The organism is Kineococcus xinjiangensis, assembly GCF_002934625.1.
Classification (GTDB): domain Bacteria; phylum Actinomycetota; class Actinomycetes; order Actinomycetales; family Kineococcaceae; genus Kineococcus_A; species Kineococcus_A xinjiangensis.
This window is the reverse complement of sequence record NZ_PTJD01000020.1, coordinates 1-25,522: the sequence shown is the minus strand read 5'-3', so window position 1 is coordinate 25,522 and position 25,522 is coordinate 1. Positions and strand designations below refer to the sequence as shown.

Sequence of the window (25,522 nt, the reverse complement as noted above, 5' to 3'; positions counted from 1 at the left end):
AAACGTCAACCCTGTGAGCCATGGTCAAGCCGTGAGCTGGCGCCGGCGTTGGATCGGAGGACCTGATGTTGCTACGAACGGAAGCGGAGGGCCGCTTCCCATCCTGAGCTTTTGGCGCACTCAGACTTCCGTTGCTGCACCTTCCTCTGGAAGGGGCAGCGTGCCCTCTCCGCCGGCCAGGTACCGTTCAGGAGCGATCTCCCACATGTAGTGAATCTCGTGTAGGCGCGTCGTGAATCGTGTGCTGACGTCCCAGCTGGACGCGACAGCTTTGAAGTCGGTGCTGGACGTCAGCTCCCTGATGTCGGCCTCAAGTACGGGGTAGCCAGCGACCCGGGCGGCTGCACAAACGCGCTGAAGGCGGAGGGCAACGATTGGAACGATTCGCGCCCTCTTTGCGAAGGTCGCATGCCGCTCGGCGGTCAGCTTGCCATCTTCGCCGACCCCATCGTTGGGATCTGTCAGTTCAAAGACGTCGTCCATGAGGGCATCGAACCTCTTACGGAGGGCTTCGACGCGATCGGCCGCGGCCTTGTGGTCTTCCTGGGCTCGATGCAGGAGCCAGTTCACGATGCCAGTCAGGAAGGCACCGATGAGTGCTCCGATCACCCCGCCGGTGGCGGCGGCACCAACGGTGGACTCCGTTGTGCCGCTCTGGGTAGAGGCCGAGACGGTGTGCTCGGTCAAGTCGGTGACGTGAGTGGCCGCGTCGAGGACTACGGCCATGAGCCAGGCGGCGTCGAGCATCGTTGGACCCTAGTCGAGCCCTTGGGTGCAGGACTCGAAGCTCATGCGGGTGAGGAGTGGTTGGGGCACTGCGGTCACCGGCAGCACCTGTGCGTTCTTAACCACCTTGTGCCATACACATTCGTGCTGGGCAGCAGGCGTATCGCTCGACCACGTCAGATAATGTTCCCTTATCTGACGTGATGCGGTAGGCTCAACATGCTGTGTCGCAGCCGCGATGCGTCGCCATGTGGCGTCTGGTAACGACGTGTCGCGAACGGCCCAGGAAGGAGGTTCTGTCCGACCTCGACGGCATGGTGCGCCGCATGCAGGCCGTCACGCCACGTTGAAGCAGGCCAGTAGAGCTGCCGAGTTCTCCCCCCTCGTCAGGAGCACGCATGAGCACCACGGTCCTTCCACCCGCAGCCCTGGGGACGTCCTGGCCCGCGGTGCCGGCCGTGGCCGTGAACTTCCGGCCGCGCCACCCCTACGCCGGGCACGTCGGCCTGCAGGTGCAGGGTCGACGGGAGCTGTGGGGTGAGAAGCGCCACGAAGACTCCGCCTTCCACCTCGGCCTGCTGCGCGAGGCCATCACCGCCCGCGACCACGTCGAGGCCCGCGAGCAGCGGGCCCTGGCCGTCCAGCGCCACGCGCTGGAGGTGCTGGAGGCGCACGTCGCCCCGTGGCGGGAGGAACTGCAGCCGGTCCTCGACCCGCTGCCCCTGGGAGTTCTGATTACCTTCGCGTGGCTGCGTGAGCACGTCGAGGCACGCGAGCTGCTGGACGCCGCCGGCGACGTTCGGCGCGAGGCCCTGGAGCGGGCTGCCTGCTGGCTGGCCGCCGAAGCGCAGGAAGCCCAGGCCGCTGCGGTTGCGACGCAGCGGTGGGCGCAGGAGATGACCCGCCCCGGGCAGGCCGTCGTCCTGGATGTGGAGTCCTCCGACCGCCACGGCGACGTCGTGGAGCTCGGCGTCATCGACGCCGCCGACGGCGAGACGCTGCTGCACACGCTCATTCGCCCGGCCACACCGATCACCGCGGACACCGAGGCCGTGCACGGCATCAGCAACGCCGACGTCGCCGACGCCCCCACCCTCGCCGAGGTGCTCCCGGATCTGCTGGCCGTCACGGACAACCGCAGCGTGCTGGCTTACAACTGCTGGTTCGACCACGCCACGCTGCTGCGATCCGCCGCGCACACCGCACTGGACCTGCACGGCCTCGAAGACGAGGACCGCTGGGACTGCATCATGCGCCGCTGGACGGGCTGGTCGATGCAGCGCCGCTGGCAGCGACTCGACGGCGGGCACCGCGTCCTCGACGACTGCCGCCGCGCCCGCAGCCGCCTGCTCACCATGACCAACACCCCGCAGCAGCGCTGGGCCCACGACATCACTGCCCTCGCCATCACCGCTTGACCAGCCCAACAGACCAACCAGCCCCACAGCCTGAGCAGCCCCACCTCGCTCGCCCCGACCGCCCCGATCGCCCCGACCGCCGGCACCACCTCACACCGCGGAGGATGCACGTGAGCACTCAGCAGCCGACCGAGCAGACCACCCCCGACGTCCACCAGGGTGGCGCTGGGGTCGCGGCGAGGACCTGGCACTACGACGGGCTCTCCGAGTCGCTGCAGGCCGCGCTGTACCGCTGGGCGGGCAGCCCCGAGCGGCAGGACGCCTGGACCGAGCACGTCTTCACCCTCGCCGCCGCCCCGCCCTGCACCACCTGCCGGGGCCCCGTCGGGCTGTGCGGCGGGCACGACGACACCGGCCAGTGGTGGTGCCGCACCTGCATCCAGCGCCGCCCCGGCGCCCTGCACGGGCGCCGGCTGCGCTCCTTCAGCTGCGACATCGAGGCCAGCCTGAGCGCCACCGCGCAGACCTACCGCGAGAAGAGCGGCGACACCCGCAGCCACGACTGCCTCGCCTACGCCCTGACCACCAGAGTCAGCCGCAACGGGCGCCTGGGTGGAGAAGCCACCGTCCAGGCCAACTGCCGCCGCGCCCACGAGGTCCTCCAGGCCCGCATGACCCCGGGCAACAACCCGCTGGCCCGCCGCAAGAGCTGACCCGCCCCGCCAGCCACCCCCCCGCTGGCTGCCCCTCGTCGGGGCAGCCGCGCAGCCGAGGAGGCGACCATGTTCGACCACCACGACCCGCAGCAGCCGTCCCAGAACTGCCCACCGGGCGAGTCCGTCCTGGAGCAGCTGCTCACGCGGCGTCTGGCCGAAGCTCACGCCGACGCCCTGCAGCTGGCCACGGGCGACCGTCACCACGTCTACGCCCACCGCGTTCCCGCCATGAACGTCGCCGCCCTGCGCGAGGCCCTGCACGGCCTGCCCGGACACCTGGCGGTCACCGCCGCCGTGGCCACCCACCCGGGCAGCGACCAGACGCTGCGGCAGGTCCTCGCCTACACCGACGTCGTCCAGACCTCCGCAGCCGACGGAACCCCCGACCTCGAAGGCGGCCCCGCCCTGCGCTTCGCCTTCCCCGGAGAACTCCCCCACCCCGACAGCAACAGCAACAGCAACCGCGGCAGTGATGGCGGGAGTGACAGTGGGAGTCGCAGCGAGGGTGGGGCGATGAGCGTCGCGGCCCTGCGCCACGTGCTGGAGGGCACGGCCGGCGAGTTGCCCGTCAGCGTGCACGTCTCCCCCGCCCGGGGCAGTCAGGAGCTGCTGCGGCAGGTGCCGCTGCGCCTGGACCTGGCTGTGGTGGACCTGCCGGACGGTTCCTGCGCTCTGGAGCAGGCCGTCGTGCTGCGCTGCGACTTCCCCACCGGCACCTACCTCCTCATCACTGAGGACTGCGCGCAGGACAGCACCGAGGGCGGCATCGAGGGGGGCGCTGCCCCCATCGGCGACCGCAGCGATCGGGGGGCGCAGCGATGAGCGAGCAGGTGCAGCGCGTCGAGGACCTCCCTGAGGATCTGCGCGCCGCCCTCGACATCAGCCACGAGCACCCGATGGCGGAGTTGGAGTGGGTCGAGCACGTCTTCGCCGTCGCTAACGCCGGGCCCTGCCGCGGCTGCGGCTACAGCGTCGACGTCGCCGGCGAGCAGACCGCGCCCGGGCGCTGGCTGTGCGGGGACTGCCTGAGGCTGGACGCCCACACCCGGCGGCCCTGACAGTGACCCTGGCAGTGCTCGGAACAGAGACGGGGGCAGTGGTGGGGCCAGCAGCTCCTGCGGTCCTCGACCGCGAGGGGAAGGAGGAGGGCGTGGAGGTCGTCTGGCGGCGCAGCCACGGAGGGCGGCTGCTGCACGCCCTGACCCGCCAACCGGGCCTGGCCGAGGAAGAGCACCGCGGCCTGGCCCTGTGCGGAGCCAGCGTCGATGTCTACCTCACCCGCCGGCCCCGTCACCCCGCCGAGCAGGTGCAGCGGCCACCGTGCCCGCGCTGCAGCGCGGTGGTGGAGGCTTTCACTGCTCCCCCGCCCACCCGCGACGTCACCTGGATGACGTCCACAGGCGGGCGCAGTCGCCACGCCTGCCGCCCCCTGCCCACCGAGGCAGCCACCCCGCCGGATCCCGCGCCCGCCGACGGCGCAGTCCAGCCCGGGCGCAGGCCACGCCGCGGGCGGCCGCTGAGCCCGCCACCCATCCTGCCGCCGGTGAAGTCGCTGTGCGGGCGGATCTTTACCCCCGCGCCAGCCCGCACCGTGGAGGACCTGCCCCGCTGCCGGGGCTGCATCAACCACCTCATCGCCGAGGCAGGTCTCCTGCCCGCCGCCGAGGACGGCATGCTGTTCTGACCCCGCCCGTCCCCGATGCCCCGCCCCCGATGCCTCACGCTCAGGAGACCCGGTGACCCCCGACCCGCCACGCCGCAGCGCGACCACGGCAGGCATCGCGGGCACCGCAGGGGCCACCGCGTCGGCATCCGAGGCCGAGACCGCTGCAGCGGGCGACTCCGGCAGCGCAGGCGGGCCGGCTGCTCCCAGCGACGTCGCCGAGGTCCTCGCCCGACTCGACGCCCGCCTGGAGGAGCTGCGCGACCGCGGCCGCAGCGAGAACACCTGGCGGGCCTACATCTACTCCTGGGAACGCTGGGCAGGCTGGGCCGCCGCCCACCACCTGCCCGTCATCCCCGCCCAGCCCACCGACATCGCCCGCTACCTCATCGCCTCCGCCGAAGGTGAGGTCGGCACCCCAGGCCGAGCTGGCAAGCCCGGCACGGAGCCACGTCCGGTCAGCATCGCCACCCTGGCCCGCTACCTGCCGGCCATCGCCGCCGTCCACGCCGACGCAGGCCTCGACGACCCCACCAAGCACGCCACGGTGCGCGACACGCTCACGGCCCTGCGCAAGGAGCACAAGCACCGCCCCAGCCAGGCACCGGAGCTGCTGACCTCCGACATCGAACGCATCATCGCCGCCATCAACGACAGCCCCAGCCACGGCCAAGGGCTGGCCGACGTGCGCGACAAGGCCCTCATCCTGCTCGCCTTCACCTCCGCCCTGCGCGCCTCCGAGCTCGCCGCGCTGCGCGTGGAGGACCTCGTCGCCGACGACGCCGGCCTCCTCGTGCACCTGCGCAGCTCCAAGACCGACCAGGAAGGCCACGGCGACTACGTCGGTGTCCCCTTCGCCCAACGCCCCCAGCTCGACGCCCCCAGCGCCGTCGACGCCTGGCTCGAGCGCCTCACCACCGAACTGCGCGAGCACTCCCCCGCCACCGGCAGCAGCGGCGCCCGCGACGTCGATGGGGTGACCCGCGCCGGAGTCGATGAAGCCGCCGCAGACGAAGCCGACGAGCTCCTCCTCGGCGCCGACCACGAGGCGGCCATGGAGACCCTCGAACAACGTCGCAACCGTATCGACGCCCTGACCGGGCCCGTCTTCCGCCCGATCGTGCCCAAGACCGACCGCCTCGGCACCGCCACCGACCCTGACCGGATCGACGCGCCGCTCTGGCCGGAATCCATCCAGCGCATCATCACCCGTCGCGCCCGCGCCGCCGGCCTGCGCCCGGCCGAGGGAAGACGCTACTACTCCGCGCACTCCACCCGCGCCGGCTTCGCCACCCAGGCCGCCCTCAACGGTGTCGCCGAGCGCGACCTCATGCGCCACGGCCGGTGGAAGTCCCTCGCCGTCGCCCGCCGCTACATCCGCCGCGGCACCGTCTGGACCAAGAACCCCGCCGGACGACTCGGGCTCTAGCAACCACCACGTGCTTGCAGGCGCATGCCACCTCCGAAACGGCCGCGTCTGCTGCATGACCAGGCGACCCGACCCGTCACCTGATCATGCACAAGGCCCGTGCGACTCAGGACATGGAGGCCCCTCACGGTGCCGCGACGAGACGAAGCGAACCGCTCACCTCAATAGTTTCTGACGAAGAGTCGTTGCCCCCGTTCCATCGGGGTCCAGGCGCGATATACATCGATGAGTCGAAGTCAAAGACGGCTTCGCCGGTGACGCCATCCGTGCTTACGGTACCGTGAAGGATCGGGAGCCGACTCGGCGGATCCTTGAACCAGTCTGGCTGCCCCAACTTTCCCTCCTTTCGCTCCTCCTTTTCCGGCCATTTAGCTAGCTGCTTGTAGGTGCCGACGGGGTAGGGGGTGTGCAGATCGAGGCGCAGTAAGACCTCGTCTCCACCGGTCCACAAGACGGAGGCAATCCCCGTTCCCGCCGGTGGCTTGACTGGATTCCTCCCGTGCTCCGTACGCGTGAACACATAACGCTTCCCCACATGCTCATACGATGCGGCGTAAGTTTGCCGAAACTTCGCCGGCCCGCCCCACTTCGTCATTTCAGTGCTGTCGCGACCTTCGAGGTCGAAGAGCACGAGAGAGGAGTCGAGGTTTCCCATCGACTGCGTCAGGTTGAGGTCGAGGTCAAGCCGATTGTCCTGCACGTCGTTATCGTAGCCTTCGGAAAATGTATACTTGTACTCTCTCTGTTGTTTGACGGTGATCTTTCCGACGAGTCGCCAGTTGGTTGACCAGTCGCGCACGGTGAATTGGTGCCGAAATGCGATCCATCGGGTGCGCATGAGAAGTTCCACGGGCACCTTGAGGAATGAGGCGCCACCGGGCGTGGGCTTCCCATCCGTGACGACGTAGTCGATCGGTCCGGGGATGAGATCGCTCGCAGCGTCTACCGCGTCCTTCAGGTCACGCCACATGTTGGCGCGCTTCAGGACGACCTCAACGCGGACACTGGCTGTCTTGTCGACAGGGGACGCCGCCTCGGAGATCTTTTGTCGCTGCCCGAGGCCCTCGACTCCGATCGACGTCTCGCCCTTGGCGTCGGACAGTCGCATGCGTGGGTTGCCGCCATAGAATTGGACGAGGGCCGACTTGGTCTGTTCCGCGGTGGCGCCTGGAAAGCCTTGCACTCCGACGAATCCGAAAATGGCCCCGGCTACGGGGCCGGAGTCTGGCAGGCTGACATCGATTCCCGAGAAGCCGGTCAGGAGTTTGAGACAGTTCGCGACCTCGGGCTTACCGGTGTCGTAGCGTAGCCTTGCGTGCAGCCGTCGACGTTCACCGGCGGGCCGCATTTTCTTCGTGCGCTCTAGTGGGCGGTCTCCTTCGTCAAGATGGATATCCATGGTCAGGGCCATGTACGTCAATATCAACTTGGCGTAGTCGGTGACGACGCTGGCGGTCATCAGTGCTGTTCCGAGCCGATCCGTCCCCGTCCCAGTCCCCGCCTCAGGACTGAGACCCAGCAGCAGCTTCCAAGCCCACCCAAAGGCAGTATGTTGACCCGTATGCAGTCCGGAGTAGATCTTTCCCCAGACTGGGCTGCTCGGCATGCATGGTGCGCCGGGGTTGGCTGCGGCAGGAGCTGGGACCGCGACCGCCACGCCCGCCCCGGAGGATTTGTCGCTGACGTTGGGCAGCGTTCCGCTGAGCTGTTTAGCCTCGACAGCGAAGACATCGGCCATTCGGCGAAGCACTAGCTGCGCCTGCAACCCGTCAAGCTCCACTTCGCCGTACTTCGTAGCGGTGGACAGCAAATCCCCACGGCCTGATTCGCGGCCGAGAGCGGCGACGAAACGCGCCCACGTGCGAGCCGGGCCGTCGGGGCCATCGGCGTCGTCGCGGATGCCGTGCGCGATGGACTTGGCCAACCGGGCTTGGCCTAGTGGAGGTAGTTGTCCACCCGCCAGAGCCTTCTGAAGATCGGGGAGTCGGACGCCGCCACCGTTGCCGGCCAACCGACTGGCTATTTGGAGCTCCCGAGCAGGCACGGCAATCCCCAAAGCCGGCAGGTCGGGCTGCATCAGCGCGCCGGTCTTGTCGAGCACTGGTACCCCGCTGGCCCGCAAAGCGCTTACCAGTGCCGGCTGGGCTCCCCTGCCCCCGGCGTGAACCTTCGCCGCCAGCTTCTCGACGGAGATCACGTCGTCCCCGCCCATCGCCGATTCCGAGTCCGGCGAGCTAGTCGGCGCGCGGTAACGTGCGCCAGTTCGCAGCAAGTGAGCCCAACAAGTCGGGGCGCCGGCGAAGAGGCTGCGCCTGCAGCCACTTCACTCAGAAAACGTCGCCGAGGCGTCCGCCATGGGTCATGTGCCGCGTCGAACATGACTTCCCCGTCCGCCGGTAGCGTGCGGTCGTGCCCGCAGAGCGCGGATTCGAAAAGTAGAGCAACGGGGGCTGCGCTTGTCAACGGCCTTCGTCAGTGGGCTGCATCCAGGCTTCGCCGGTTGCAGTCGATCGCCACTGCGTAACACCGCCCCTTGGTCCGTAGCGGCGTGCTCAGCGCGTGGATGGACGGGGCCAGGGTCGTTGCAGAATGTACAACTCGGTCGGTCACGACGGTGGCGACCAAGCCAACCGCCGCGCCCGACAGGATCCATGACCTGACCGTGGCCAGCGGGCACGCTGTCCCGGCGCGCTGCGGCGCTGCGCGTCAGAGCATCTCGACTCTTGCCGACCAGGCACCGCCGGCTCAGGGGCAGGCATCCGCGGCCGCAGCTGCGGGCAGACCCTTGGCCCGGCCGCCCAGGGCTGACACCTCTACGTGCTCTAGCCTCAAGCTTTCGTCGGGCATGGCGTCGCCCACCGTGAGTGGTGCTTGCCGCGGTTTCCCGGACAGGTGGCTGATTCGATCATGCTCCGGCCTTCGCTCTCAGCACCCGCAGGGAACGCCACCGACGGAACCTCAATGAGCCTTCCCAGTGACAACTGATCCCAACTCGCAAGGGCTCACAGCCTCAGCCGTCGGCCCTTGCGCTTTCACCGCGACGGCCCCTGCCGCGGCTCTAGGTGCCCTTGGCGCTGCTGCCGCTCGTGAACGGAGCCGTAGTAGCTCTCCCCCTGCGCCATCTGTTCCGCCGCCACGCCTTGCCGTGGCGCTGCCCGCTGGGCCCTAAGGACGTCTCGGACCTGTTCGAGCTGGGCGTTCGGATTGGTCTGCGCGGGGTGGGTGATGGAGGCGAGCATCTCCCGCAGGGGCTGCAGGTCTCCCCCGCGGGCGGCGCGTGAGGCGTGGTCGTTGGTGAAACCGCGCACGGCGGGCCAGTCCAGCTCGTAGCCGGCGCGCTGGGCCAACTGGTCGAACAGGATCCGCTGGGTGCGCCCGTTGCCCTCGCGGAAGGGGTGCAGGATGTTGACGTTGTTCAGGTGCTCGGCGAGCCGATCCACGAACTTCTCCCGCGGAAGGCCGCGCAGCAGCCGGTCCTCATGCAGCGCGTTGAAGGTATGGAACGCGCCGAGCGGCAGGTGGGCCTGGGGGAAGAACATCTCCGTGTCGCCCACCTTGCGCATGTCGATGCTGCGCAGCTGGCCGGCCCAGTCGTAGACGTCCTGGAACAGGTGCGCGTGGATGCGCTGCAGGTGCTCCAGGTCGAAGGTCAGCTTCCCCGGTGACTGTGTCAGCTGCAGTGCCCGGGCCTCGACGAGGATGTCCTCCTTGTGGGACAGCTCCGCCTGGGTGGTGGCGCCGACCTTGTTGCGCAGGATCCCGGTCTCCGGGTCCAGGTAGGGATCGCCCGCAGCTCGCTGCCGGTTGATCTCCGCCGCGCGGGCTCGCTGCTCCGCGCTGAGTTCAGGGGCGCCCGGCGTCGGCTCGCTCACCGGCTGGGTCAGGTCAGGCCGCACTGGGCGCGGGCCCGGCGCACCAGCTCGTCGACGTCGATCTCCCCGCGCACCCAGCGGTCCTGCTCTGCGCGGGCCTCATCGTCGGAGCGACCGCCCTCGAGTTCGGTCGAAGCACGCACGGTCTCCACCTGCCGGCGTCGCCGCTCCTGCTCGGCCGCAGAGATGGCGCGGGGTGGAACCGTCACGGCGACCTCCAGAGTGTCAGTGATCCACTGTACCTCGCGCAGCGCCATTCTCGCTACGCCGCAACGCATCCCGTAGTGAAGCGGGCCGTCGACCGACAGATGGCAGGCGCTGAGCGGGGCACCGAGGGGGGCGCGATGCGACGCCCCGTGGCGCGGTTCCCGCGGCTGCGGCATGCAGCGCCGTTCGTTCGTTCGTTCGTCACGAACGCTTGTAAGCGAACGAACGAACGTAGATACTGATGGGTATGAGTGAGACGCCCGTCGGGCAGGCCCCCGCTACCGGTGGGCGCGTGAAGAAGTACGCCTCCGCCGCGGAGCGGGCTCGCGCTTACCGGGAAAGGCAGGCGGAGAGCGGCGGGCGCAGCGCCGCGGTGACACCGGAGCGCCCTGAGCTGGCGGTGGCGTCGCTGGCCGGCGTTGTCGCGTCCCTGCAGCAGGTCCTGCACAACGCCCAGGTGGGCATCGCCGAGCAGGTGGAGCTCGCCCGTGCCGCGCTGGAGCTGCTCGCCGACCCCGACGCCGTCGACGAGAAGCTGGAAGCCGCCCGCGCCGACGTCGCCCGGCAGGTCGCCGAAGCGGAGGACCGTGCCGCCCGGGCTCGCGCGGAGGCTAGCCGTGCTCGGGCCGCGGAGGAGGCCGCCCAGGCGGAACGGGACCAGGCGGTCGCCGACGCCGCCGAGGCGTGGGAGCAGACCCAGGCCGCCGAGACCGCCACCGAGGCCGCCCAGCAGGACGCCGCCACCGCACGGGCCGACCTGGAGGCGGCCCAGCGCGACCACGCGCAGGCGCAGGCGCAGACCCAGCAGGCCCGCGAGCAGCTGCAGCAGTTGCAGCAGGAGAAGGCCCAGCTGCGCGAGCAGCTCGCCGAGGAGCAGGCAGCGCGCCGGCGCGACGCCGAGACCGCGCAGGCGAAGCTGGAGGAGACCCAGGAGCTGCTGCGCCAGGTCCGCACCGACCGCGACATCGAACGCGCCGCCCGCGCCAGTGAGGCCAACGCCGCCGCCGACGCCGCCGAGAACGCCGCCCGCGAGGCGGCCCGGAGCCAGGAAGCAGCCGTCGCAGCCGTGCGGGAGCTGCTCACCGCCCGGCAGGAGACACTGCAGCAGCGCGTCGAAGACCTCCAGGAGCTCATCGCCGAAGTCCGCAGCGACCGCGAGAAGGTGGCGCAGCGGTGGCAGGAAGCTCAGCAGTTGATCGCTGACCTGGAGTCGCAGCTCAGCGCCGTGGTCGATGAGTACGACGACTATCGCTACGAGGTCGAGGAAGGCGACGGCCCCGCGGCCGCGGCGGTCCGCATCCCGGCTCCTAGTTCTAGCCGCCGCAGGTCGTCACGGAAGACGACCGCGGCCAGCCCTGCCAAGTCCGCAAGGACCCGCCGCGCGAAGGAGCGAGACACAGATGCCTGAGCAGCGGCGGAGTACCCGCACGGCGAACCAGCCAGATGAAGGCGCTTCGGCGGCACTGGCCACGATGCTGCGTCAGATCGGTGACCACCGGACCCCCTGCGCCGGTGACCGGGTGCGCTTCACCTACCCCGACGGCCAGACCCTGCAGGGGGTGTGGACCTTCACCGGCGGCAACGCCGAGCACGGCCACTTCGCCGTGCGCGGCGACGACGGCCAGCTCCACACTCCCCCGCCGGGACACCTGCACTGCGACGTCGCCAAGGACCACGTCGCCCTCCTCACCGTCGGGGAGGTCATGACCATCACCACGCTGCTCTCGGAGTTCGCCGCGATGTGCCCCGGCCACCCCCTGCGCGAGCTCGCCGACGAGCACCTCGCCAGGATTGAGCAGCGCTTCCACTTCGCCCAGGCCAACCGCATCCCCAGCGAACTGCCGCGCCGCGCCGAGGCGAGAGCCGAGGCGACAGCCGAAGGGGCGCAGAGCACTGACCTGCCGGCCGTGCCAGCACCCACCCGGCTCAGCGCCTGACCGCTGCGCCGACGGAGCCCGCCCGCCACCTCAAGAGAGGTGGCGGGCGGCCTCGCGCAGGGGTGACCGGGTCAGCGGGGCCGGCCCCTCGCCCACCCGTGGACGACCCGAGCTCCTCTCCGCTGCGCGGCTCAGCTCGCCCACCCGTGGACGACGGGACCCAGCGGACTGGCTGCGCACCGGCGACAGCGCACCACCACCTGCCACGTCACCGGACCGCACCGCCGCCCGTGCACAGCCGCCGAAGACCGAGCCAGTCCAGGGGGACGCTCTTGCACCTCAGCGTGGATCAGCCCTCGGTGAGGTAGATCTCGTGGCCCTCCGGCCACCACCAGATGAATCCGCCCTCGAACTCCTGGCCCTTTACTTCACCCACGGTGGACAAGGCGTAATCGAACTCGGCTGAGACAGGGAAGCCCAGGGGGCCGTTCTCCCACCCCTGACTGGCGTACAGGTCACGGATTGCACCGTAGATGGGGAAGGCGCCGTAGTCCGGCGACCAGTAGATCGAGCCCCACTGGAAGTGGTTGTAGGCGCCGCGATTGTTTGGGGTGCGGACCTCGGATGTGATGGGGAAGCCGAGGATGTCCTCGCTCTGATACCAGCTCGCGTAGGTATCGCGGATGTCGCCGCGGACGGCGTGGGCGCCGGTCCAGGGTGCCCAGTACAGCGCCCCGCCCTGGAAGGTCTGGAACCTGCCCCGGCGGCTCGCCGTGGGCTGCTCGTCGGAGGTGGGGAAGCCGAGGTAGCCGCCCTCCCAGCCGAGCCGACCCCAACCGTTACGGAGCTCCCCGTGCACCTCGCGGGCGCCAGTCCCCGGGGACCAGTAGATCGAGCCGTTCTGGAAGACGACGTAGGCACCCTTGCCGTTGGGAGTGCGGATTTCAGGCGTCAGCGGCTGCCCGAGCCAGCCGCTGGCACCGCCGTGCTGGTGCTCGTAGATGAAGCCGATCTCCCCGCCCACGCGGGGATCGGCCTGCGCAGGAGCGGCCATGGTGACGGCCGCGACCGCGGCGGCGAGAGCACCCGCCGCGCGAAGCTTCCAAGAGGTCATGGCGTGAACGGTATCCAGAGCGAGACACAGCTTGGGGTGCTTTCACACAGCCACAGCAGGGCCTTTCTGACCGCTGCTGTGAGGCCGCGGTGCGCCCCGGTGACTGCGGGGGCGGTCAGCAGCGGGGGTAGAGGCCGTAGCGGCTGTAGCTGGGGTCGTTGCGAGGGTAGAGGTCCACCTCGGTGCCGTAGCTGGGGTGGAACCAGATCCAGCCGCCCTGGAACTCCTGAACCGTTGAGTAGCCCTCGTAGCTGTACTCCTCGGTGATGGGGAAGCCGAGGCAGCCGTTCTCCCAGCCCTCGCGGCCCCAGCGGCTGCGGATCGCCCCGAAGATCGGGTGGGCGCCGTACTGCGGCTCCCAGTAGATGGCACCCCACTGGAAGGTGTTGTAGGCGCCCTTGCCGTTGGGCGTGCGGATCTCGCTGGAGGTGGGGAAGCCGAGGGCCTGCTCGGCGATGATGTCCCGCCCGTTCTCCGGGTCACCGCGCAGCTCGTAGCGTTCGAGGATGGCGCCCTGGAGAGCGTGGGCGCCGGTCGACGGCGTCCAGTACATCCGCCCACCCTCGAAGTCCTGCACCACAGCCCTGCGGCTGTCGGTGGGTCGCTCGCTGGACTTGGGGAAGCCGAGGCGTCCGCCCTCCCAGCCCAGGCGACCCCAGCCGTTGCGAAGCTCCCCGCGGACCGCGTGGGCGCCGGTCCATGGGCTCCAGTAGATCGAGCCGTGCTGGAAGCCGACGTAGGCGCCCCTCCCGTTCGGGGTGCGGATCTCCGGCGTCAGCGGCTCGCCCAGCACGCCGCGAGCACCGCCGTAGTCCCGCTCGTAGGCCACGCCGATGTCGCCACCGACTCGCGGGTCCGCCTGCGCGGGCACAGCCGCCGTCAGCAAGGCGGCCACAGACAACACGACAGCGGCACCTCGACGGCGCACGCCGCGGGTGGACCTGAACGAAGAAGACACGATCGCACCGTAGCGGCGGACGGAAGGCCATGAGGGCGGTTCGGATGGTCCGCTGCCTACCTGGCGAGGTCCGCCGGAGCCAGAAGCAGCGGCACAGTCATGTGGTCGACGTGCACCTGCCCGTGGAGCCATTGAGTGGGACGGCCCGTGCTCGTCAGGGTCGGGTGCAGCAGCTGTCCGCACACGGCGCACACGTGCGGCCACTCGGTCCAGTCGACGTCCACCCGCCCAGTGTCGCCGCCACAGTCCGCTACCGGGCTGGACTATCCACAGGACAGCGCCGATCGGGCCGGCGGGCGCCTGCGGCGGCGCTTGTTGCCCCGGTGCTGCGGCCCTGGCGGGCCTGCGCACCGGGGGTGCGGCGGCTCGCTCGTGCCTCGCTCTGCTGCCGCCGCTGTGCGCCTCCTGCGTCGGCGTGCGCCCTGCGGGCGGTCGTCCCGCTCGTGCCTCGCGGGTCTGCTGCTGGTGAGCGGGCTCGTGCCTCGCCCGCCACTCGGTCGCCGCTGACGCGGCGGCGGTTGTTGGTCTTCTCCCCTCCCGGCTTCCGATCCTGGCCGCCCGCCGTGCTGCGGCAAGTCGAGCTCGCCTGCGGCTCGACCCCGCACGCTGCGAACCATCAGCGCCGGCCGCTCTCGGTCGTGCCTCCCTCGAGGACGCGGCCGTCGTGATCGTTCTCGGTGCGGGGTTTCCTCGACTCAGCGGCTGCGCCGCTGCCCTGCGGGTGCCTGCGCACGGCTCCAGCGGCCTGGATCTCAAGACGCCGGGAGGGGGCGAAGAAACGCTCGGCCGGATGCCGCAGGCAGACGGCCCGGTTCCCGCCCCGGCACACCTGGTCTCGACCCAAGGAGCGCGACGTGACCGCACAGCCGAACACCAGCGAGCACGAGGTCTTGCCCGTCGAGCTGGAACTGCTCGACCTCAACCGCCACGACGACATGCCGCAGCACGACAGCAGCCACCGCAACCGCAGCGACGCCCACGCCAAGGCATTCGTCCTGCTGGACACCGCCGCCAGGAACGGCGGAGTCCACCTCAGCGAGGCCGACGCCGGCCAGCTCTGCATCACCCACGGCGACGGCAGCCAGAGCGTCGTGGTCATCTCCGAGCACCCCGACCTCCTCGCGGAGCAGACGGCAGTGAAGGCCGCCCGGCACGCCGTGACGACGTCGGTGGTGGACTACCTGCCGATCACCGACACCGACTGCAGCGGCCAGGTCTACGTCACCGCCTTCCACGACGGCGGCATCACGCTCGGCGAGTGGCAGGCGACGGTGGAACGCCTCACCGGCGACAGCGACCTGCCCCGCTTCCACGCCGAGCCCGCCACCGCCACCCAGCTGCGCAACCCCGTGCAGGCCCTGAACCTGGTGGAGCCGCAGCTGCTGCCCGGCAAGCGGGACAACGAGGACCTGCCCGCAGGCGCGGTGCGCGACGGGGACGGCGAGGCGCTGGTGTCGGTGCGGGTCGGCCTGCCCGACGTCGAAGACGCCCTGGCCTGCACCACCGACCTGCTGATGTACCTGCTGGAGCTCGGGCCGGCCGCTGAGTTCTCCTTCGTCGACGTCACCCCCGGTGCGCTTCCCCCCGACGCCCTGCGCCTGAGCGTCAGCTACCTCGACGCCCGACCGGCCACCGACATCGTGGCCGTCTTCGCCCACAGCGACGACGACCCCCGCATGATGGCCGCCTTCAGCGCCCTGCTCGCCGCCGGTGACCTTGCCACCACCGTCGTGCGACTGCCCGAGGGACAGGGCTGGCTGCGCCAGATCCTCGACCCCACCGCCACCGACTCCCGTGCGGCCGAGACGGCCCGGAGCAGCGCCACGGACTCCTGAGCCCGACCGCCCCGGGGACCCACCACCCGGAGGGTCCCCGGGGGCGCCCCCCTGGCCGCTTCCCTCACATCCCGCGCCGCCCGCACCGACCAGCCCAACCGCAGGAGAGCACCATGCCCAGCCAGCACCCCACGCAGGCACCCACCCGATCCGGCCGCCGAGCAACCCCCCGCCCGAGCAGCATCGGAAGCAGGACCCGCAGTCGCGTCGGGACTCCGCTGCGGCAGTGGCGTGAGCAGCTGACCGGGAGCCGGCGCCCCAGCATGATCCTGTCCTGGGGGCTCGGGGTCGACTCCACCGCCATCCTGCTGCGCTGGATCCAGGAGCCGGCCAGCCGCGACTTCGCCCTGGAGGACCTCGTGGTCGTCGTCGCCATGACCGGCGACGAGTGGGCCTCCACCGGCCGCGACTGCGAGGACCACGTCCTGCCCCTGCTGCGGGCCCACGGCGTGCGGCTGGTGCAGGCCGCACGCTCGCGCCTGCACACCACCATCGCCGGGGACGGCATCGTCATCCTCGACGACTCCCGATCCCCTGAGCGGCTCCACCTGGACGGCGACTTTCGCCTCTCCGACGAGCTCACCCTCACCGCCACCGTCCCCCAGGTCGGCGGGGACCGGCGCTGCTCCCTGCGCGCCAAGGGAGCCGTGCTGGACCCGGTGATCGACGCCCTCACCGCCGGACGCGGCTACCGCCACGCGATCGGGTTCGAGGCCAACGAGCTCACCCGGGCGTTCGGCAACCTCCACACCGGCGGCAAGAAGAAGGGAGACCACGTCCAGGGACCGGCCAACCGTAGCGCCGTCTACCCCCTCATCGACTGGAACTGGGACCGTCAGCGCTGCATCGACTTCATCGCCGGCGTCACCGGCGGGATCGTCTGGGAGAAGTCGGCCTGCTCCTACTGCCCGTTCTCCCTGGCCAACAAGGAGGGCCGCCAGCGCGTCCTCGAGCGCATCGCCGCCGACCCAGCGGCCGGCGTGGACATCCTCATGATCGAACACCGCTCCCTCGCCCTGAACCCCGCGCAGGGCCTGCTCGGCAGAGGAAGCGCCATCGACCTCATCCGCCAGGCCGACCTCGGCCACGTCCTGACCGCCTTCCACGACGCCCTGGACGCCTCCGACCACGTCCTCGTCGAGGTCCGCCGCATCCTGCGCCCCGCCGCCAAGGACCCCGCCAAGCTCGGCCGCGCCGACCGCAGCATCCGCATCATCGCCACCGGAAGCCGCGCCCAGCTGCAGCAGCGACTGCACCAGAAGGCGGCCCGCGCCGGCTTCCCCGTCAGCGACCACGACGGCATCACCCGCCTGTGGCTGCGCCGCCGCGGCGCCACCCTGCCCACCCGCGAGCACTTCGTCACCATCGCCCCCGCCGGCCTCGCGGACAAGGCCAAGCCCGACTTCGACCTCTGGTGGCGCCGCCTCGACGCAGGCCAGCCACTGCACGACACCGCCTGAGACCACACCGCGCACAGCCCCGTGGGAGGCGGTCACGCCCGGCCGCCTCCCACCAGCCCACCCGACACAACCCAGCCAACGGAGAAACCGATGACCGCCACGACCACGACCACCCAGACCTCCCGCCCCGGCACCCGCGCGATCCCCTGGATCGTGCGCCGGCCCATGCTCAACGGCGGCGGAAACCGCCGCCCCCACCCCGCCAGGTCCCGGCCGGACACCGCCTGGCCTGGCAGCATGGACCGCGTGAGCGACACCCCGGCCCGCACCCGCACCCGCCCCGCCGGGGCCGGTGGACGCTGGAACGACACCGAGGACGCCCAGCTCGTGCGTGAGCTCGCCGCCGGCCTGACCATCGCCGACATCGCCAAGTCCCACAACCGCACCCGCGGAGCCATCGAGTCCCGCTGCTCCCGCATGGTCCCCGAAGGTGAGGGCTTCCCCGACGCGATCGGTGAGCGGGTGAACTGGCTGCGCGACCGCCTGTCCGTGTACGGCCCCACCGCCGGCGTCTACGACTGGCGTCAGGCGCTGAGTCAGGCCCGGGCCAAGACGTTCCCCGCCACCACCGAGGAACTGCGCGCCGCCTGGCAGCAGCGCGAGCCGCTGCCCCAGCTGGCCGCCCGCCTGAACGTGCGCGAAGGCGAAGTCGCCCGCCAGCTCGTGCGCCGCGGCATCGCCACCGACGCCGCCACCGTCGTGACCCACCTCGGCGTCACACGCGACACGCCGCTCGCCCGCCGCGCCTCGGCGCTGACCGCCGCAGGAGCGGACGAGGCGACACGCGACCAGGCCCCGTTCGACGACGCGGGGGCCACCTCGCCGCTCGGCGTCCTGATTGGCGTCGACTCTGCTGGCATCGTCCGCCACGTCTCCCTGCACACCAGTCCGACCGATGTCACCGCCATCCAGGAGCAGCAGGCCGAGCGTCTCGCCGCGGCCGTCCTCGGAGCACGCCGTCTCGAGGGTGCGGCGCCGACCGCGCCGGTCACCGCAGGCGATGTCCGCATTGAGGAGGCGTTGACCTGGTACGTCACTGAACGGCGGCCCAACGACCCCAGCGTGAAGCCGATCCGGAAGCACTGACGAGCACAGCAGCCCGACCGGACCGGGCCGCACGGCCCACCCTGGCCATGCCTCTGCGCGGGCGGATAGGTTGCCCTCTGGGACGCTCACGGCGCAGAGAGCGACTGAGAGGGCTCGCCCTACCCGACACCGCCGCCGCTATGGGAGACGCCATGACGAAGACCTGCTCCTCCAGTCGCGTCCTTTTCCGGGGCGCCGGGGCACGTCTGAGCCTCGGTGTGCTGCTCGTCGCGGCGGTGAGCGGCTGCGGTGGAGGGCAGGACTCTCCCACTGAGACGGTGAACACCTTCTATGGGCACGTCGCCGAGAGCGAGTTTGGCGAGGCATGCGCGATGGTCGACTCTGGACTGCAGGAGCAGCTGCAACGCCTCACCGGCAAGCCTTGCGAGATCCTGACCGCTGAGCGTGCCACCGAGGAGCTGCGTCGGTTGATGGCTGACGTGGAAGTGGACGAGTCCATGATCAAGGTGACTGGTGACACCGCCCACGTGCCGGAGGAAGCGATCAGCTTCAGCGACACACCGAGCTCCGAAGGATCACTCGACTTGGTCCTCCGTGAGGATCGGTGGGTAATCGCCGGCGGCGGTAGCTGAGTCACCACGGCCCCCGCTGATCACCGCAAACGAGTCACCCGGTACACCGCACAACGTCGCGCTGACGCCGCGAAGGACGGCGCCGGCGCCTGCCGGGCCTGAGTAGGCGGCAGCGGTGTGGGCCTCAGCACGCTGCCGACCCTGCCGACGAGGAGAAGCCGACGGAGGCTCTTGCCGCCGCTGATGCAGCCGACTTCGCGAGCGACGTGACGTGCCGTCCTGATGTCGTTGGCCCGGCCGCGACCGAAGCAGCCAGAAGCCTGACCGGCACCGCTTCTGGTTTCAGTCCCTCATCTGAGAGGCCGAAACCAGACACTCGTCGGCCACGAAGCTGACGCGGACGCCTGCGGCGGCGCCTGTCGCCCGGCCTGCGGCTGGGGGTGCGGCGGCTCGCTCGTTCCTCGCTCTGGGGCCGCCGCGGTGGTGGCGTGCTCGTGCCTCGTTCGCCTCTGTTCTGCTGGCTGGTCGTCCCGCTCGCTCCTCGCGGGCTGGGCGGTCGCCGCTGACGCGGCGGCGTCTTCTTGGGGTCCTGCCCCTCCCGGCGTTCGATCCTGGCCGCCCGCCGCCTTCGGTCAAGCCGAGCTCGCCTGCGGCTCGGCCCCTGCCCTGCGAACCATCAGCGCCGGCGCTGCTTCTTCGTTCCTCGGTCGCTGGCAGCGCCGTCGTGATCGTTCTCGGTGCGGGGCTTCCTCGGCTCAGCGGCTGCGCCGCTGCCCTTGCGGGTGCCTGCGCACGGCTCCAGCGGCCTGGATCTCAAGACGCCGGGAGGGGGCGAAGAAACGCTCGGCCGGATGCCGCAGGCAGACGGCCGAGTCCCCGCCCGGCACACGTTCACGCCCGCACAGGCAAACCCACGGCAGAGAAGGAGCGATCTGGTGACCAGCCACAGCGCCCTCAGCGACGCGCCCATGCTCGACCCGCAGGACGACAGCCCGGACGGCGAGGCGGTCCTGCTCCCCGCCACCCTGACCCCTGCCCCCTCGCAGGACTTCACCGTCCGCGCCTACTGCGGCCCGATCTACGTGCCCGGCTACCCCTTCACGGCCATCCTCACCCACCACGGCCGAGACGTGGCCGACGTCGACGCTCCCGGCGGTGGACACCCCACCGGAGCTTGACCCGCTTCTCCGGACACCAACCTGAGGCGATGATGTCGCCCAGAGAGGAGTCCTGCGATGCCCCGACCCCACCCGCCGGAGTTCCGTCAGCGTGCCGTGGAGCTGGCCCAGCTGCGTGAGCAGCCCTTGGGGAAGATCGCCGCTGACCTCGGCATCAGCGAGTCCTGCCTGCGCCGCTGGGTCGGCCTGGCCGAAGGCGGCACCGTCCGTGCCGGCGGCCGCACCGGTCCAGACGCGGCTACCGTGCTCGACGGTGGCGAACGAGCTGAGCTGATCGAGCTGCGCCGCAAGACGCGGGTGCAGGCCATGGAGATCGAGATCCTGCGCCGGGCCAGCGCCTACTTCGCTCGGGAGGCGCTGCCAGACCCAAAATGATCTTCCCGCTGGTCCGTGACCTTGCCGCCGACGGCTTACCCGTCGCGGTGACCTGTCGGGTGCTGAGCGTCTCCCGCTCGGGCTATTACGAGTGGCGCGACCGCCCCGCGTCGAGCCGCTCCAAGGCGAATGCGGCACTGACGCAGACGATCACCAAGGTCCACGCCGCGTCGCGGGCCACCTACGGTGCTCCACGAGTGCTCCCCCGCGAGCGGGAGGTACCCCCAGCCGAACTGCGCCTGGGTCTGGGCATCGCCTGCGGGCGCAAGCGCATCGCCCGGCTCATGCGCGCCGCCGGTCTGGTCGGGGTCTGCCACCGCCGCAAGCGGTCCGGGTCCCGCCCACTGCCGGCACCGCACGAGGACCTGGTTCAGCGTCGCTTCGTTGCTGAGGAACCGGATCGCCTCTGGGTCACAGACATCACTGAGCACCCCACCGGCGAGGGCAAGGTCTACTGCGCGCCGAGCTCGTCGTCGACGCCCTGGAGATGGCCTGCTGGCGACGCCGTCCGCAGCCGGGAACCATCGTCCACGCCGACAGAGGCAGCCAGTACACCTCGTGGATCTTCGGGCACCGGTTGCGGACTGCCGGCCTCCTGGGCTCGATGGGCCGCGTCGCCTCCAGCGTCGACAACGGGCTCATGGAGAGCTTCTGGTCCACGATGCAGCGCGAGCTGCTCGACCGCTGCACCTGGTCCACCAGAGCCGAACTGGCGTCGGCGATGTTCGAGTGGATCGAAGCGTTCTACAACCCCCGCCGGCGCCACTCCGGCATCGGCTACCTCAGCCCTGCCGAGTACGAGAGGCTTCACACCGCGGCGATTGCTGCGGCATGATCGAGCCACCCGCCTGTCCGGGAAACCGGGTCAAGCTCCGCTGGTCATGCTGAGCCATCAAGATCAGCGGTTGATCCGGGCTGAACCCGTCAGGCTGGCCGTCCCTACGTGCAAGGACAGCCAGCCTGACTTTGGTCACGTGCTAGCTCTACGCCGTGGATGCGCCGCTGATGTATACAGCCTTGTCGCCTCCGTCTGAGCACTTGGCCACGCGGTCAGCAACCTCCTCGCCGTAGACGGTGCCGACCTCGCTGACCTGGCCGCCGCCGCCCGAGACGTCACCGCCGACGGCCACACTCGATCCATCCGGGGTGCGGACCTTGGCTGCGCTCTCGTCCCATGTCGTCCCGGCCACCCAGATGATGGGCACACCGTTGAGGTACAGGCAGTCATCGGCCCGCTCCAAGGTTCCCTTAACGAGCGCGCCGGGGGAGTCCGCTTCGGCCGGCTCCGGCGCGGTAATGACAGGAGAGACAGGGGCCATCGTGGACGCCTGTGGGGCTGCTCCTCCCCTGCTCTCAGCGGAGCCGCAGGCGGCCAGCAGAAGCAGGGCAGCGATCAGGGTCCCCTGCTGCGTGATTCGATATGCGCTCATGGAACGTAGACGCGCCCCTTCATGTGCTGGTTCCATCGCTTGGGCAATCGAGCCACCGACAAACCCAGACTTGCCCGGGCGATGGCTCACGCGGGTTGTTAATTGACCGCGATCGTAGAGGGCAGAGTCGAGTTACGCACCGGCATGTAGATCATTCGGTCCCGGGTCGTGGCAAGGCACGAGTCACGGTTCGTACTGCCGCTGAGGACGCCGTAGGCAACCTCCCCGATCATGACGGGTCCACCGCTGTCGCCACAGCGGGCTAGCAGAGCGACGGTGTAGAACGTCGCGGTGACACGGGGCACGTAACTGGGGGAAAAGTTGGTACGCTCGATGAGGCCAGAGTTGTACCCGGTGTTGCGTCCGTACTTTTCGACCCGCCGATTGATCATGTTCACGTTGCTGAGCTGGTAGTTCGTAATGCGGCGGTACCAGGGCGTCGGGTCACCAGCCGGGTTCTGGGCGTCGTTAACCCAGTTCGGCACCTGGATGCAGCAGACAGTCGCGAACATCTGCTGGACGTCCTGGCCCTGGAAGTAGTGCTCGACGTCGTTCACATATGTGGGCGACCCGCTGCCGTGCACCACAGTCCCGCGGTTGGGACAGTGCGCCGATATCCACAGCACACGAACACCGTCTCGTCGGACAGCCGCGAACCCGGTTGTGCAGTCACCGTCTCGGGAGTCGAAATTTAGGCCGCCATGAACCCGAACCGCGGGAGTGGAACCTCCAGTGTCGGTGACGTCCACCGTCGCACTGCTCGTCATTACCGGGTCAGCCTCGACCACACTGCGCACCTTGGACATGTCCTTGGCTTCAACCGACAACTCGATCCGCTGCGCACCCAAGTCAATACCCGCATCAACCTTGACGCCGCGCGCTCGCACACCCTTGGCCAGTGCCTCGGTCCTACGCTGCAACCACACGCCAGAGTGCTTCACCTCGTGCACAGTGATGAGGTCGCCGATGTCGCCAAGAGGAGCGCCAGCGAGGGCCTTGTCGACGGGGTCGGTGCTGCGGTACTCGAAGTGGTAGGGGTTCCTCTCCAAGCGGAACTCCGTATAGCTGTGCGGGCGGTTCTCCGCTAGCCAGTTCATCGTTACTGCTGCCTGCTCCTCAAGGAGCAGGCGCCGCTCGGCTTCCTCAGTGCTGACGCCCTCGGTGCGCGCGTACTCCGCGACGCTGGTGACATCCAGACTGGTAGTGCCGCCGAGCTTGGCGACAGTCGCGCGCAGGGCATCAACCTTCGGTAGATTGTCCTTGGCGGCCTTGAGCCGATCTGCCTCGTCAGCTCGTACCGCGCGCAGCGGCTTCCCTGCCAAATCCGGACGCTCCGCCAACGTGGGGGACGGCTGCGCGTTCGAGGGACGAGTTGATGCCTCGGTGGGAAGCTGGGCCGCCGTCTCCGGCGCTGTAGCCGCTGCGGTCGGGATCAGCAAGCTGATCGTCAGGGTCACGGCGGCGGCCAGGCCGGTCTTGGTGCGATATTGCATTGTTCGAGCAGCTCCTAGCACTTGCATCACCGGAAGGGTTGTCGGACCCTACCGTCCTACTCCGCACCCTGTGCACGTTTCGACAGAAGCCGCGGAAGGCGTCGAGCCTGGAACCACCGAGGATCACGCGCTGCGAGCTGCGACGTGGGATCTGCCGTTGGCTTACAGCTCGTTTCAGTATGACTTGCTGGGGCGGTGAGGTGGGAGCAGCCTGGTGGCATGGCCGACGACGTGGTGCCCGCGCGGGTCGCGGAGCTGGTGCCCGAGGGACTGTGGGAGCGGGTGTAGCCGCTGCTGCCTGAGCGTCCGCCACGCCGGCACCGCTACCCAGGACGCCTGCCCCGCGATGACCGCGCCGCGCTGGCCGGGATCGTCCACGTGCTGATCACCGGCTGCACCTGGGCGCAGGTTCCCACTGAGCAGTTTGGCTGTTCAGGGGTGACGTGCTGGCGGCGGCTGCGGGACTGGACCGAGGCGGGCGTGTGGCCCCGCCTGCACCAGGTCCTGCTCGATGAGCTGCGTGCGGCGGGAAAGCTGGACCTGGAGACCGCGGTGGTGGACGGCTCGCACGTGCGGGCCCTCAAGGGGGGCTCACACCGGCCCTTCACCGGTTGACCGCTCCCCCAACGGCTCCAAGCACCACCTCCTCACCGATGCAGGCGGGGTTCCCCTCGTCGTGACGCTGACCGGCGGCAACCGCCACGACGTGACCCAACTGCTGCCCCTGGTGGACGCCTTCCCGCTCGTGCGGGGCATCCGCGGCCGGCCCGGCTGGCGCCCGCGCTACCTGTTCGCCGACCGCGGCTACGACTTCGACGTCTACCGCCGCGCCCTGCGGACACGCGCCATCGTGCCCCGCATCGCCCGCCGCGGCATCGCCCACGGCTCCGGCCTCGGGCACGTTCGCTGGGTGGTGGAGCGGACATTCGCGTGGCTGCACCAGTTCAAGCGCCTCCGCACCCGCTTCGAAGTCCGTGCCGACCTGCACCTCGGGCTCCTGCAGCTGGCCTGCGCCCTCATCTGCTACCGCAAACTCCCGAAGTCATAGTGAAATGAGCTGTAAGCACCAAGGTCTGTCCTCGCCGTGCTGGACGAGCAGTGACGAGGACGGACATCAGGCGGCATAGAGAGCTCGTGCAGATTTTCACAACCTTCGATGCCTGACAGAGCGCCAAACCCTCGCGTTGAGCTCTGCCATCTGGCGATGCCAAGACGGCTGGTTCTCGCCGTCAGGTTCAAGTGAGTCCGGAGTGCGTCTCCACTTGATCCCCAGTGCATCTGTGAAGGTGCTGGTTACCCTGAAATCGTAGCTCTCCTCCGTGGTTCCAGCCGGCAGGTTCATAGTCGCCGTTTTGTCATCCTTGGGTTCCAGTACAGGAATCGTATGCCCCAGGTTGCTGATGATTGGAGGACCAGTTCGCCCAGTGAGCCCGGGCTTGAGCTTCGCTTCAACCCAAACCTCCATGTTTGTGACGGGGAGGTCAGATCGGTTGAGAAGTCGCGCCTCAACCGCCCGGCCTTCGACGACTCGGGCAATCCAGGCCCCAACCTTCGATGCCTGTTCCTGTATTGCGAGACGCTGCTTCAACTGGTCACGCTGACCTTCTCGCTTGTAGGCGCCAGCGGCCAGAGTGACGGCGATTGAGGCAGCCAGAAACGCTCCCCAGCTCGGAAGGTTTCCCCAGTCCAGGTCACTCCATTCCACGCTCGAAGACCCTACGCGGCCCTGGTGGCGAAGTCTCGCTAACTGTGGAACTACAACCATGGCAGTCTTTGGTCAGCTGTGAACGGTGCGGTTGGTGCGGGCGCCTTCGGCGGCGCCTGTTGCCCCGGGGCTGCGGCCCTGGCGGGCCTTGGCGCCGGGGGTGGCGGCGGCTCGCTCGTTCCTCGCTCTGGGGCCGCCGCGGTGGTGGCGTGCTCGTGCCTCGTTCGCCTCTGTTCTGCTGGCTGGTCGTCCCGCTCGCTCCTCGCGGGCTGGGCGGTCGCCGCTGACGCGGCGGCGTCTTCTTGGGGTCCTGCCCCTCCCGGCGTTCGATCCTGGCCGCCCGCCGCCTTCGGTCAAGCCGAGCTCGCCTGCGGCTCGGCCCCTGCCCTGCGAACCATCAGCGCCGGCGCTGGGGTCTGCTGCATGATCCGGTGTCAGATCAGGTCACGCGGCCTGATTGGCCGGTGCGGTCATGATGGTCTCGTACTCGATAGGGGTCAATCGGCC

Annotated in this window: 26 protein-coding genes and 1 pseudogene; 17 read left to right on the top strand and 10 right to left on the bottom strand. The window is 69.7% G+C overall.

Going from position 1 to position 25,522, the window contains the following annotated elements; genetic code table 11:
• Nucleotides 1-120: 120 nt before the first annotated feature.
• A complete protein-coding gene (locus CLV92_RS19630; RefSeq protein WP_104435622.1) occupies nucleotides 121-747 on the bottom strand; it encodes a hypothetical protein in 627 nt (208 codons plus the stop codon).
• A gap of 377 nt (nucleotides 748-1,124) precedes the next feature.
• On the opposite strand from CLV92_RS19630, the gene CLV92_RS19625 reads away from it, so the two are divergent.
• The 6 genes from CLV92_RS19625 to CLV92_RS19600 all read left to right on the top strand — a co-directional run bounded on the left by CLV92_RS19625 (nucleotide 1,125) and on the right by CLV92_RS19600 (nucleotide 5,892).
• On the top strand, nucleotides 1,125-2,144 hold the full coding sequence (locus tag CLV92_RS19625; RefSeq protein WP_104435620.1) for a 3'-5' exonuclease: 1,020 nt from the start codon (nucleotides 1,125-1,127) through the stop codon (nucleotides 2,142-2,144).
• A gap of 110 nt (nucleotides 2,145-2,254) precedes the next feature.
• Nucleotides 2,255-2,797 (top strand): hypothetical protein, encoded by a 543-nt coding sequence (locus tag CLV92_RS19620; protein WP_104435618.1) that lies wholly within the window; start codon nucleotides 2,255-2,257, stop codon nucleotides 2,795-2,797.
• 69 nt (nucleotides 2,798-2,866) lie between these two features.
• Nucleotides 2,867-3,622, top strand: coding sequence for a DUF6225 family protein (locus CLV92_RS19615; RefSeq protein ID WP_104435616.1), 756 nt, complete (start codon nucleotides 2,867-2,869; stop codon nucleotides 3,620-3,622).
• Nucleotides 3,619-3,858: a hypothetical protein gene (locus CLV92_RS19610; protein WP_104435615.1), complete on the top strand. Its 240-nt coding sequence runs from the start codon at nucleotides 3,619-3,621 to the stop codon at nucleotides 3,856-3,858. Before CLV92_RS19615 ends, CLV92_RS19610 begins: the two co-directional genes overlap by 4 nt.
• 92 nt (nucleotides 3,859-3,950) lie before the next feature.
• Entirely contained in the window at nucleotides 3,951-4,484 is a 534-nt protein-coding gene (locus tag CLV92_RS19605; RefSeq protein WP_104435613.1) for a hypothetical protein, read from the top strand.
• 52 nt (nucleotides 4,485-4,536) lie between these two features.
• Nucleotides 4,537-5,892: a site-specific integrase gene (locus tag CLV92_RS19600; RefSeq protein ID WP_104435611.1), complete on the top strand. Its 1,356-nt coding sequence runs from the start codon at nucleotides 4,537-4,539 to the stop codon at nucleotides 5,890-5,892.
• A 124-nt stretch (nucleotides 5,893-6,016) separates the two neighbouring features.
• Here CLV92_RS19600 and CLV92_RS21160 read toward each other — a convergent pair whose 3' ends face one another.
• From CLV92_RS21160 to CLV92_RS19585, 3 genes are all read right to left on the bottom strand, one after another.
• Complete coding sequence (locus tag CLV92_RS21160) at nucleotides 6,017-8,104, bottom strand: hypothetical protein (protein ID WP_146099681.1); 2,088 nt, start codon at nucleotides 8,102-8,104, stop codon at nucleotides 6,017-6,019.
• An 820-nt stretch (nucleotides 8,105-8,924) separates the two neighbouring features.
• The gene (locus CLV92_RS19590; RefSeq protein ID WP_211291296.1) at nucleotides 8,925-9,764 is read right to left on the bottom strand and encodes a Fic/DOC family protein; all 840 of its coding nucleotides are present in this window, start codon (nucleotides 9,762-9,764) and stop codon (nucleotides 8,925-8,927) included.
• A gap of 8 nt (nucleotides 9,765-9,772) precedes the next feature.
• Nucleotides 9,773-9,973 carry an antitoxin VbhA family protein gene (locus CLV92_RS19585; protein WP_211291295.1) on the bottom strand — a complete coding sequence of 67 codons (201 nt, stop codon included), beginning with the start codon at nucleotides 9,971-9,973 and terminating at the stop codon, nucleotides 9,773-9,775.
• A gap of 245 nt (nucleotides 9,974-10,218) precedes the next feature.
• Here CLV92_RS19585 and CLV92_RS19580 point away from each other — a divergent pair, with 245 nt between their 5' ends.
• Together CLV92_RS19580 and CLV92_RS19575 are read left to right on the top strand one after the other, a co-directional pair.
• Complete coding sequence (locus CLV92_RS19580) at nucleotides 10,219-11,379, top strand: coiled-coil domain-containing protein (RefSeq protein WP_146099680.1); 1,161 nt, start codon at nucleotides 10,219-10,221, stop codon at nucleotides 11,377-11,379.
• A gap of 64 nt (nucleotides 11,380-11,443) precedes the next feature.
• Nucleotides 11,444-11,908: a hypothetical protein gene (locus CLV92_RS19575; RefSeq protein ID WP_104435605.1), complete on the top strand. Its 465-nt coding sequence runs from the start codon at nucleotides 11,444-11,446 to the stop codon at nucleotides 11,906-11,908.
• A 289-nt stretch (nucleotides 11,909-12,197) separates the two neighbouring features.
• Here the strand turns inward: CLV92_RS19575 and CLV92_RS19570 are convergent, their stop codons facing one another.
• The 3 genes from CLV92_RS19570 to CLV92_RS21690 all read right to left on the bottom strand — a co-directional run bounded on the left by CLV92_RS19570 (nucleotide 12,198) and on the right by CLV92_RS21690 (nucleotide 14,144).
• The gene (locus tag CLV92_RS19570; protein WP_104435603.1) at nucleotides 12,198-12,962 is read right to left on the bottom strand and encodes an LGFP repeat-containing protein; all 765 of its coding nucleotides are present in this window, start codon (nucleotides 12,960-12,962) and stop codon (nucleotides 12,198-12,200) included.
• Nucleotides 12,963-13,077: 115 nt separating this feature from the next.
• Nucleotides 13,078-13,866 (bottom strand): LGFP repeat-containing protein, encoded by a 789-nt coding sequence (locus tag CLV92_RS19565; protein WP_158257350.1) that lies wholly within the window; start codon nucleotides 13,864-13,866, stop codon nucleotides 13,078-13,080.
• 110 nt (nucleotides 13,867-13,976) lie between these two features.
• Entirely contained in the window at nucleotides 13,977-14,144 is a 168-nt protein-coding gene (locus CLV92_RS21690) for a hypothetical protein (RefSeq protein ID WP_158257349.1), read from the bottom strand.
• 630 nt (nucleotides 14,145-14,774) lie between these two features.
• Between CLV92_RS21690 and CLV92_RS19560 the strand changes: the two genes are divergently transcribed.
• The 8 genes and pseudogenes from CLV92_RS19560 (at nucleotide 14,775) to CLV92_RS19525 (ending at nucleotide 21,222) form a co-directional block, all read left to right on the top strand.
• Nucleotides 14,775-15,755, top strand: coding sequence for a hypothetical protein (locus CLV92_RS19560; RefSeq protein ID WP_104435600.1), 981 nt, complete (start codon nucleotides 14,775-14,777; stop codon nucleotides 15,753-15,755).
• 263 nt (nucleotides 15,756-16,018) lie between these two features.
• Nucleotides 16,019-17,215, top strand: a complete 1,197-nt coding sequence (locus tag CLV92_RS19555; protein ID WP_104435598.1) for a hypothetical protein — start codon at nucleotides 16,019-16,021, stop codon at nucleotides 17,213-17,215.
• A 90-nt stretch (nucleotides 17,216-17,305) separates the two neighbouring features.
• Nucleotides 17,306-18,301, top strand: a complete 996-nt coding sequence (locus tag CLV92_RS19550) for a hypothetical protein (protein WP_104435596.1) — start codon at nucleotides 17,306-17,308, stop codon at nucleotides 18,299-18,301.
• 152 nt (nucleotides 18,302-18,453) lie between these two features.
• Complete coding sequence (locus tag CLV92_RS19545) at nucleotides 18,454-18,894, top strand: hypothetical protein (protein WP_104435594.1); 441 nt, start codon at nucleotides 18,454-18,456, stop codon at nucleotides 18,892-18,894.
• 875 nt (nucleotides 18,895-19,769) lie between these two features.
• Nucleotides 19,770-20,012, top strand: a complete 243-nt coding sequence (locus CLV92_RS19540) for a hypothetical protein (RefSeq protein WP_104435592.1) — start codon at nucleotides 19,770-19,772, stop codon at nucleotides 20,010-20,012.
• A 57-nt stretch (nucleotides 20,013-20,069) separates the two neighbouring features.
• Nucleotides 20,070-20,387: a transposase gene (locus CLV92_RS19535; protein ID WP_104435590.1), complete on the top strand. Its 318-nt coding sequence runs from the start codon at nucleotides 20,070-20,072 to the stop codon at nucleotides 20,385-20,387.
• A pseudogene (locus CLV92_RS23255) lies at nucleotides 20,384-20,701 on the top strand (IS3 family transposase); the annotation flags it as partial. The gene CLV92_RS19535 and the pseudogene CLV92_RS23255, both read left to right, overlap by 4 nt.
• A gap of 173 nt (nucleotides 20,702-20,874) precedes the next feature.
• Nucleotides 20,875-21,222 (top strand): integrase core domain-containing protein, encoded by a 348-nt coding sequence (locus CLV92_RS19525; RefSeq protein WP_104435588.1) that lies wholly within the window; start codon nucleotides 20,875-20,877, stop codon nucleotides 21,220-21,222.
• Nucleotides 21,223-21,370: 148 nt separating this feature from the next.
• Here the strand turns inward: CLV92_RS19525 and CLV92_RS19520 are convergent, their stop codons facing one another.
• Together CLV92_RS19520 and CLV92_RS19515 are read right to left on the bottom strand one after the other, a co-directional pair.
• The gene (locus tag CLV92_RS19520; RefSeq protein WP_146099679.1) at nucleotides 21,371-21,592 is read right to left on the bottom strand and encodes a hypothetical protein; all 222 of its coding nucleotides are present in this window, start codon (nucleotides 21,590-21,592) and stop codon (nucleotides 21,371-21,373) included.
• A gap of 323 nt (nucleotides 21,593-21,915) precedes the next feature.
• On the bottom strand, nucleotides 21,916-23,310 hold the full coding sequence (locus tag CLV92_RS19515; RefSeq protein WP_104435584.1) for a chymotrypsin family serine protease: 1,395 nt from the start codon (nucleotides 23,308-23,310) through the stop codon (nucleotides 21,916-21,918).
• Between the two features lie 291 nt (nucleotides 23,311-23,601).
• Between CLV92_RS19515 and CLV92_RS19510 the strand changes: the two genes are divergently transcribed.
• A protein-coding gene (locus CLV92_RS19510) for an IS5 family transposase (RefSeq protein WP_245886987.1) occupies nucleotides 23,602-24,358 on the top strand; the annotation gives its coding sequence in 2 pieces (ribosomal slippage) (nucleotides 23,602-23,906 and nucleotides 23,905-24,358; 759 coding nt in all).
• Between the two features lie 96 nt (nucleotides 24,359-24,454).
• On the opposite strand, the gene CLV92_RS21155 is transcribed toward CLV92_RS19510, so the two are convergent.
• Complete coding sequence (locus tag CLV92_RS21155; protein ID WP_146099678.1) at nucleotides 24,455-25,015, bottom strand: hypothetical protein; 561 nt, start codon at nucleotides 25,013-25,015, stop codon at nucleotides 24,455-24,457.
• Nucleotides 25,016-25,522 lie beyond the last annotated feature (507 nt).

Bases quoted from the DNA above. Each gene is read 5' to 3' on its own strand.
- CLV92_RS19515 (WP_104435584.1), bottom strand. From the start codon at position 23,310: ATGCAATATCGCACCAAGACCGGCCTGGCCGCCGCCGTGACCCTGACG.
- CLV92_RS19555 (WP_104435598.1), top strand. From the start codon at position 16,019: ATGATCCTGTCCTGGGGGCTCGGGGTCGACTCCACCGCCATCCTGCTG.
- CLV92_RS19535 (WP_104435590.1), top strand. From the start codon at position 20,070: ATGCCCCGACCCCACCCGCCGGAGTTCCGTCAGCGTGCCGTGGAGCTG.
- CLV92_RS19625 (WP_104435620.1), top strand. From the start codon at position 1,125: ATGAGCACCACGGTCCTTCCACCCGCAGCCCTGGGGACGTCCTGGCCC.
- CLV92_RS19570 (WP_104435603.1), bottom strand. From the start codon at position 12,962: ATGACCTCTTGGAAGCTTCGCGCGGCGGGTGCTCTCGCCGCCGCGGTC.
- CLV92_RS19630 (WP_104435622.1), bottom strand. From the start codon at position 747: ATGCTCGACGCCGCCTGGCTCATGGCCGTAGTCCTCGACGCGGCCACT.
- CLV92_RS19580 (WP_146099680.1), top strand. From the start codon at position 10,219: ATGAGTGAGACGCCCGTCGGGCAGGCCCCCGCTACCGGTGGGCGCGTG.
- CLV92_RS21160 (WP_146099681.1), bottom strand. From the start codon at position 8,104: ATGGGCGGGGACGACGTGATCTCCGTCGAGAAGCTGGCGGCGAAGGTT.
- CLV92_RS19610 (WP_104435615.1), top strand. From the start codon at position 3,619: ATGAGCGAGCAGGTGCAGCGCGTCGAGGACCTCCCTGAGGATCTGCGC.
- CLV92_RS19615 (WP_104435616.1), top strand. From the start codon at position 2,867: ATGTTCGACCACCACGACCCGCAGCAGCCGTCCCAGAACTGCCCACCG.
- CLV92_RS19545 (WP_104435594.1), top strand. From the start codon at position 18,454: ATGACGAAGACCTGCTCCTCCAGTCGCGTCCTTTTCCGGGGCGCCGGG.
- CLV92_RS19575 (WP_104435605.1), top strand. From the start codon at position 11,444: ATGCTGCGTCAGATCGGTGACCACCGGACCCCCTGCGCCGGTGACCGG.
- CLV92_RS19550 (WP_104435596.1), top strand. From the start codon at position 17,306: ATGACCGCCACGACCACGACCACCCAGACCTCCCGCCCCGGCACCCGC.
- CLV92_RS19525 (WP_104435588.1), top strand. From the start codon at position 20,875: ATGGCCTGCTGGCGACGCCGTCCGCAGCCGGGAACCATCGTCCACGCC.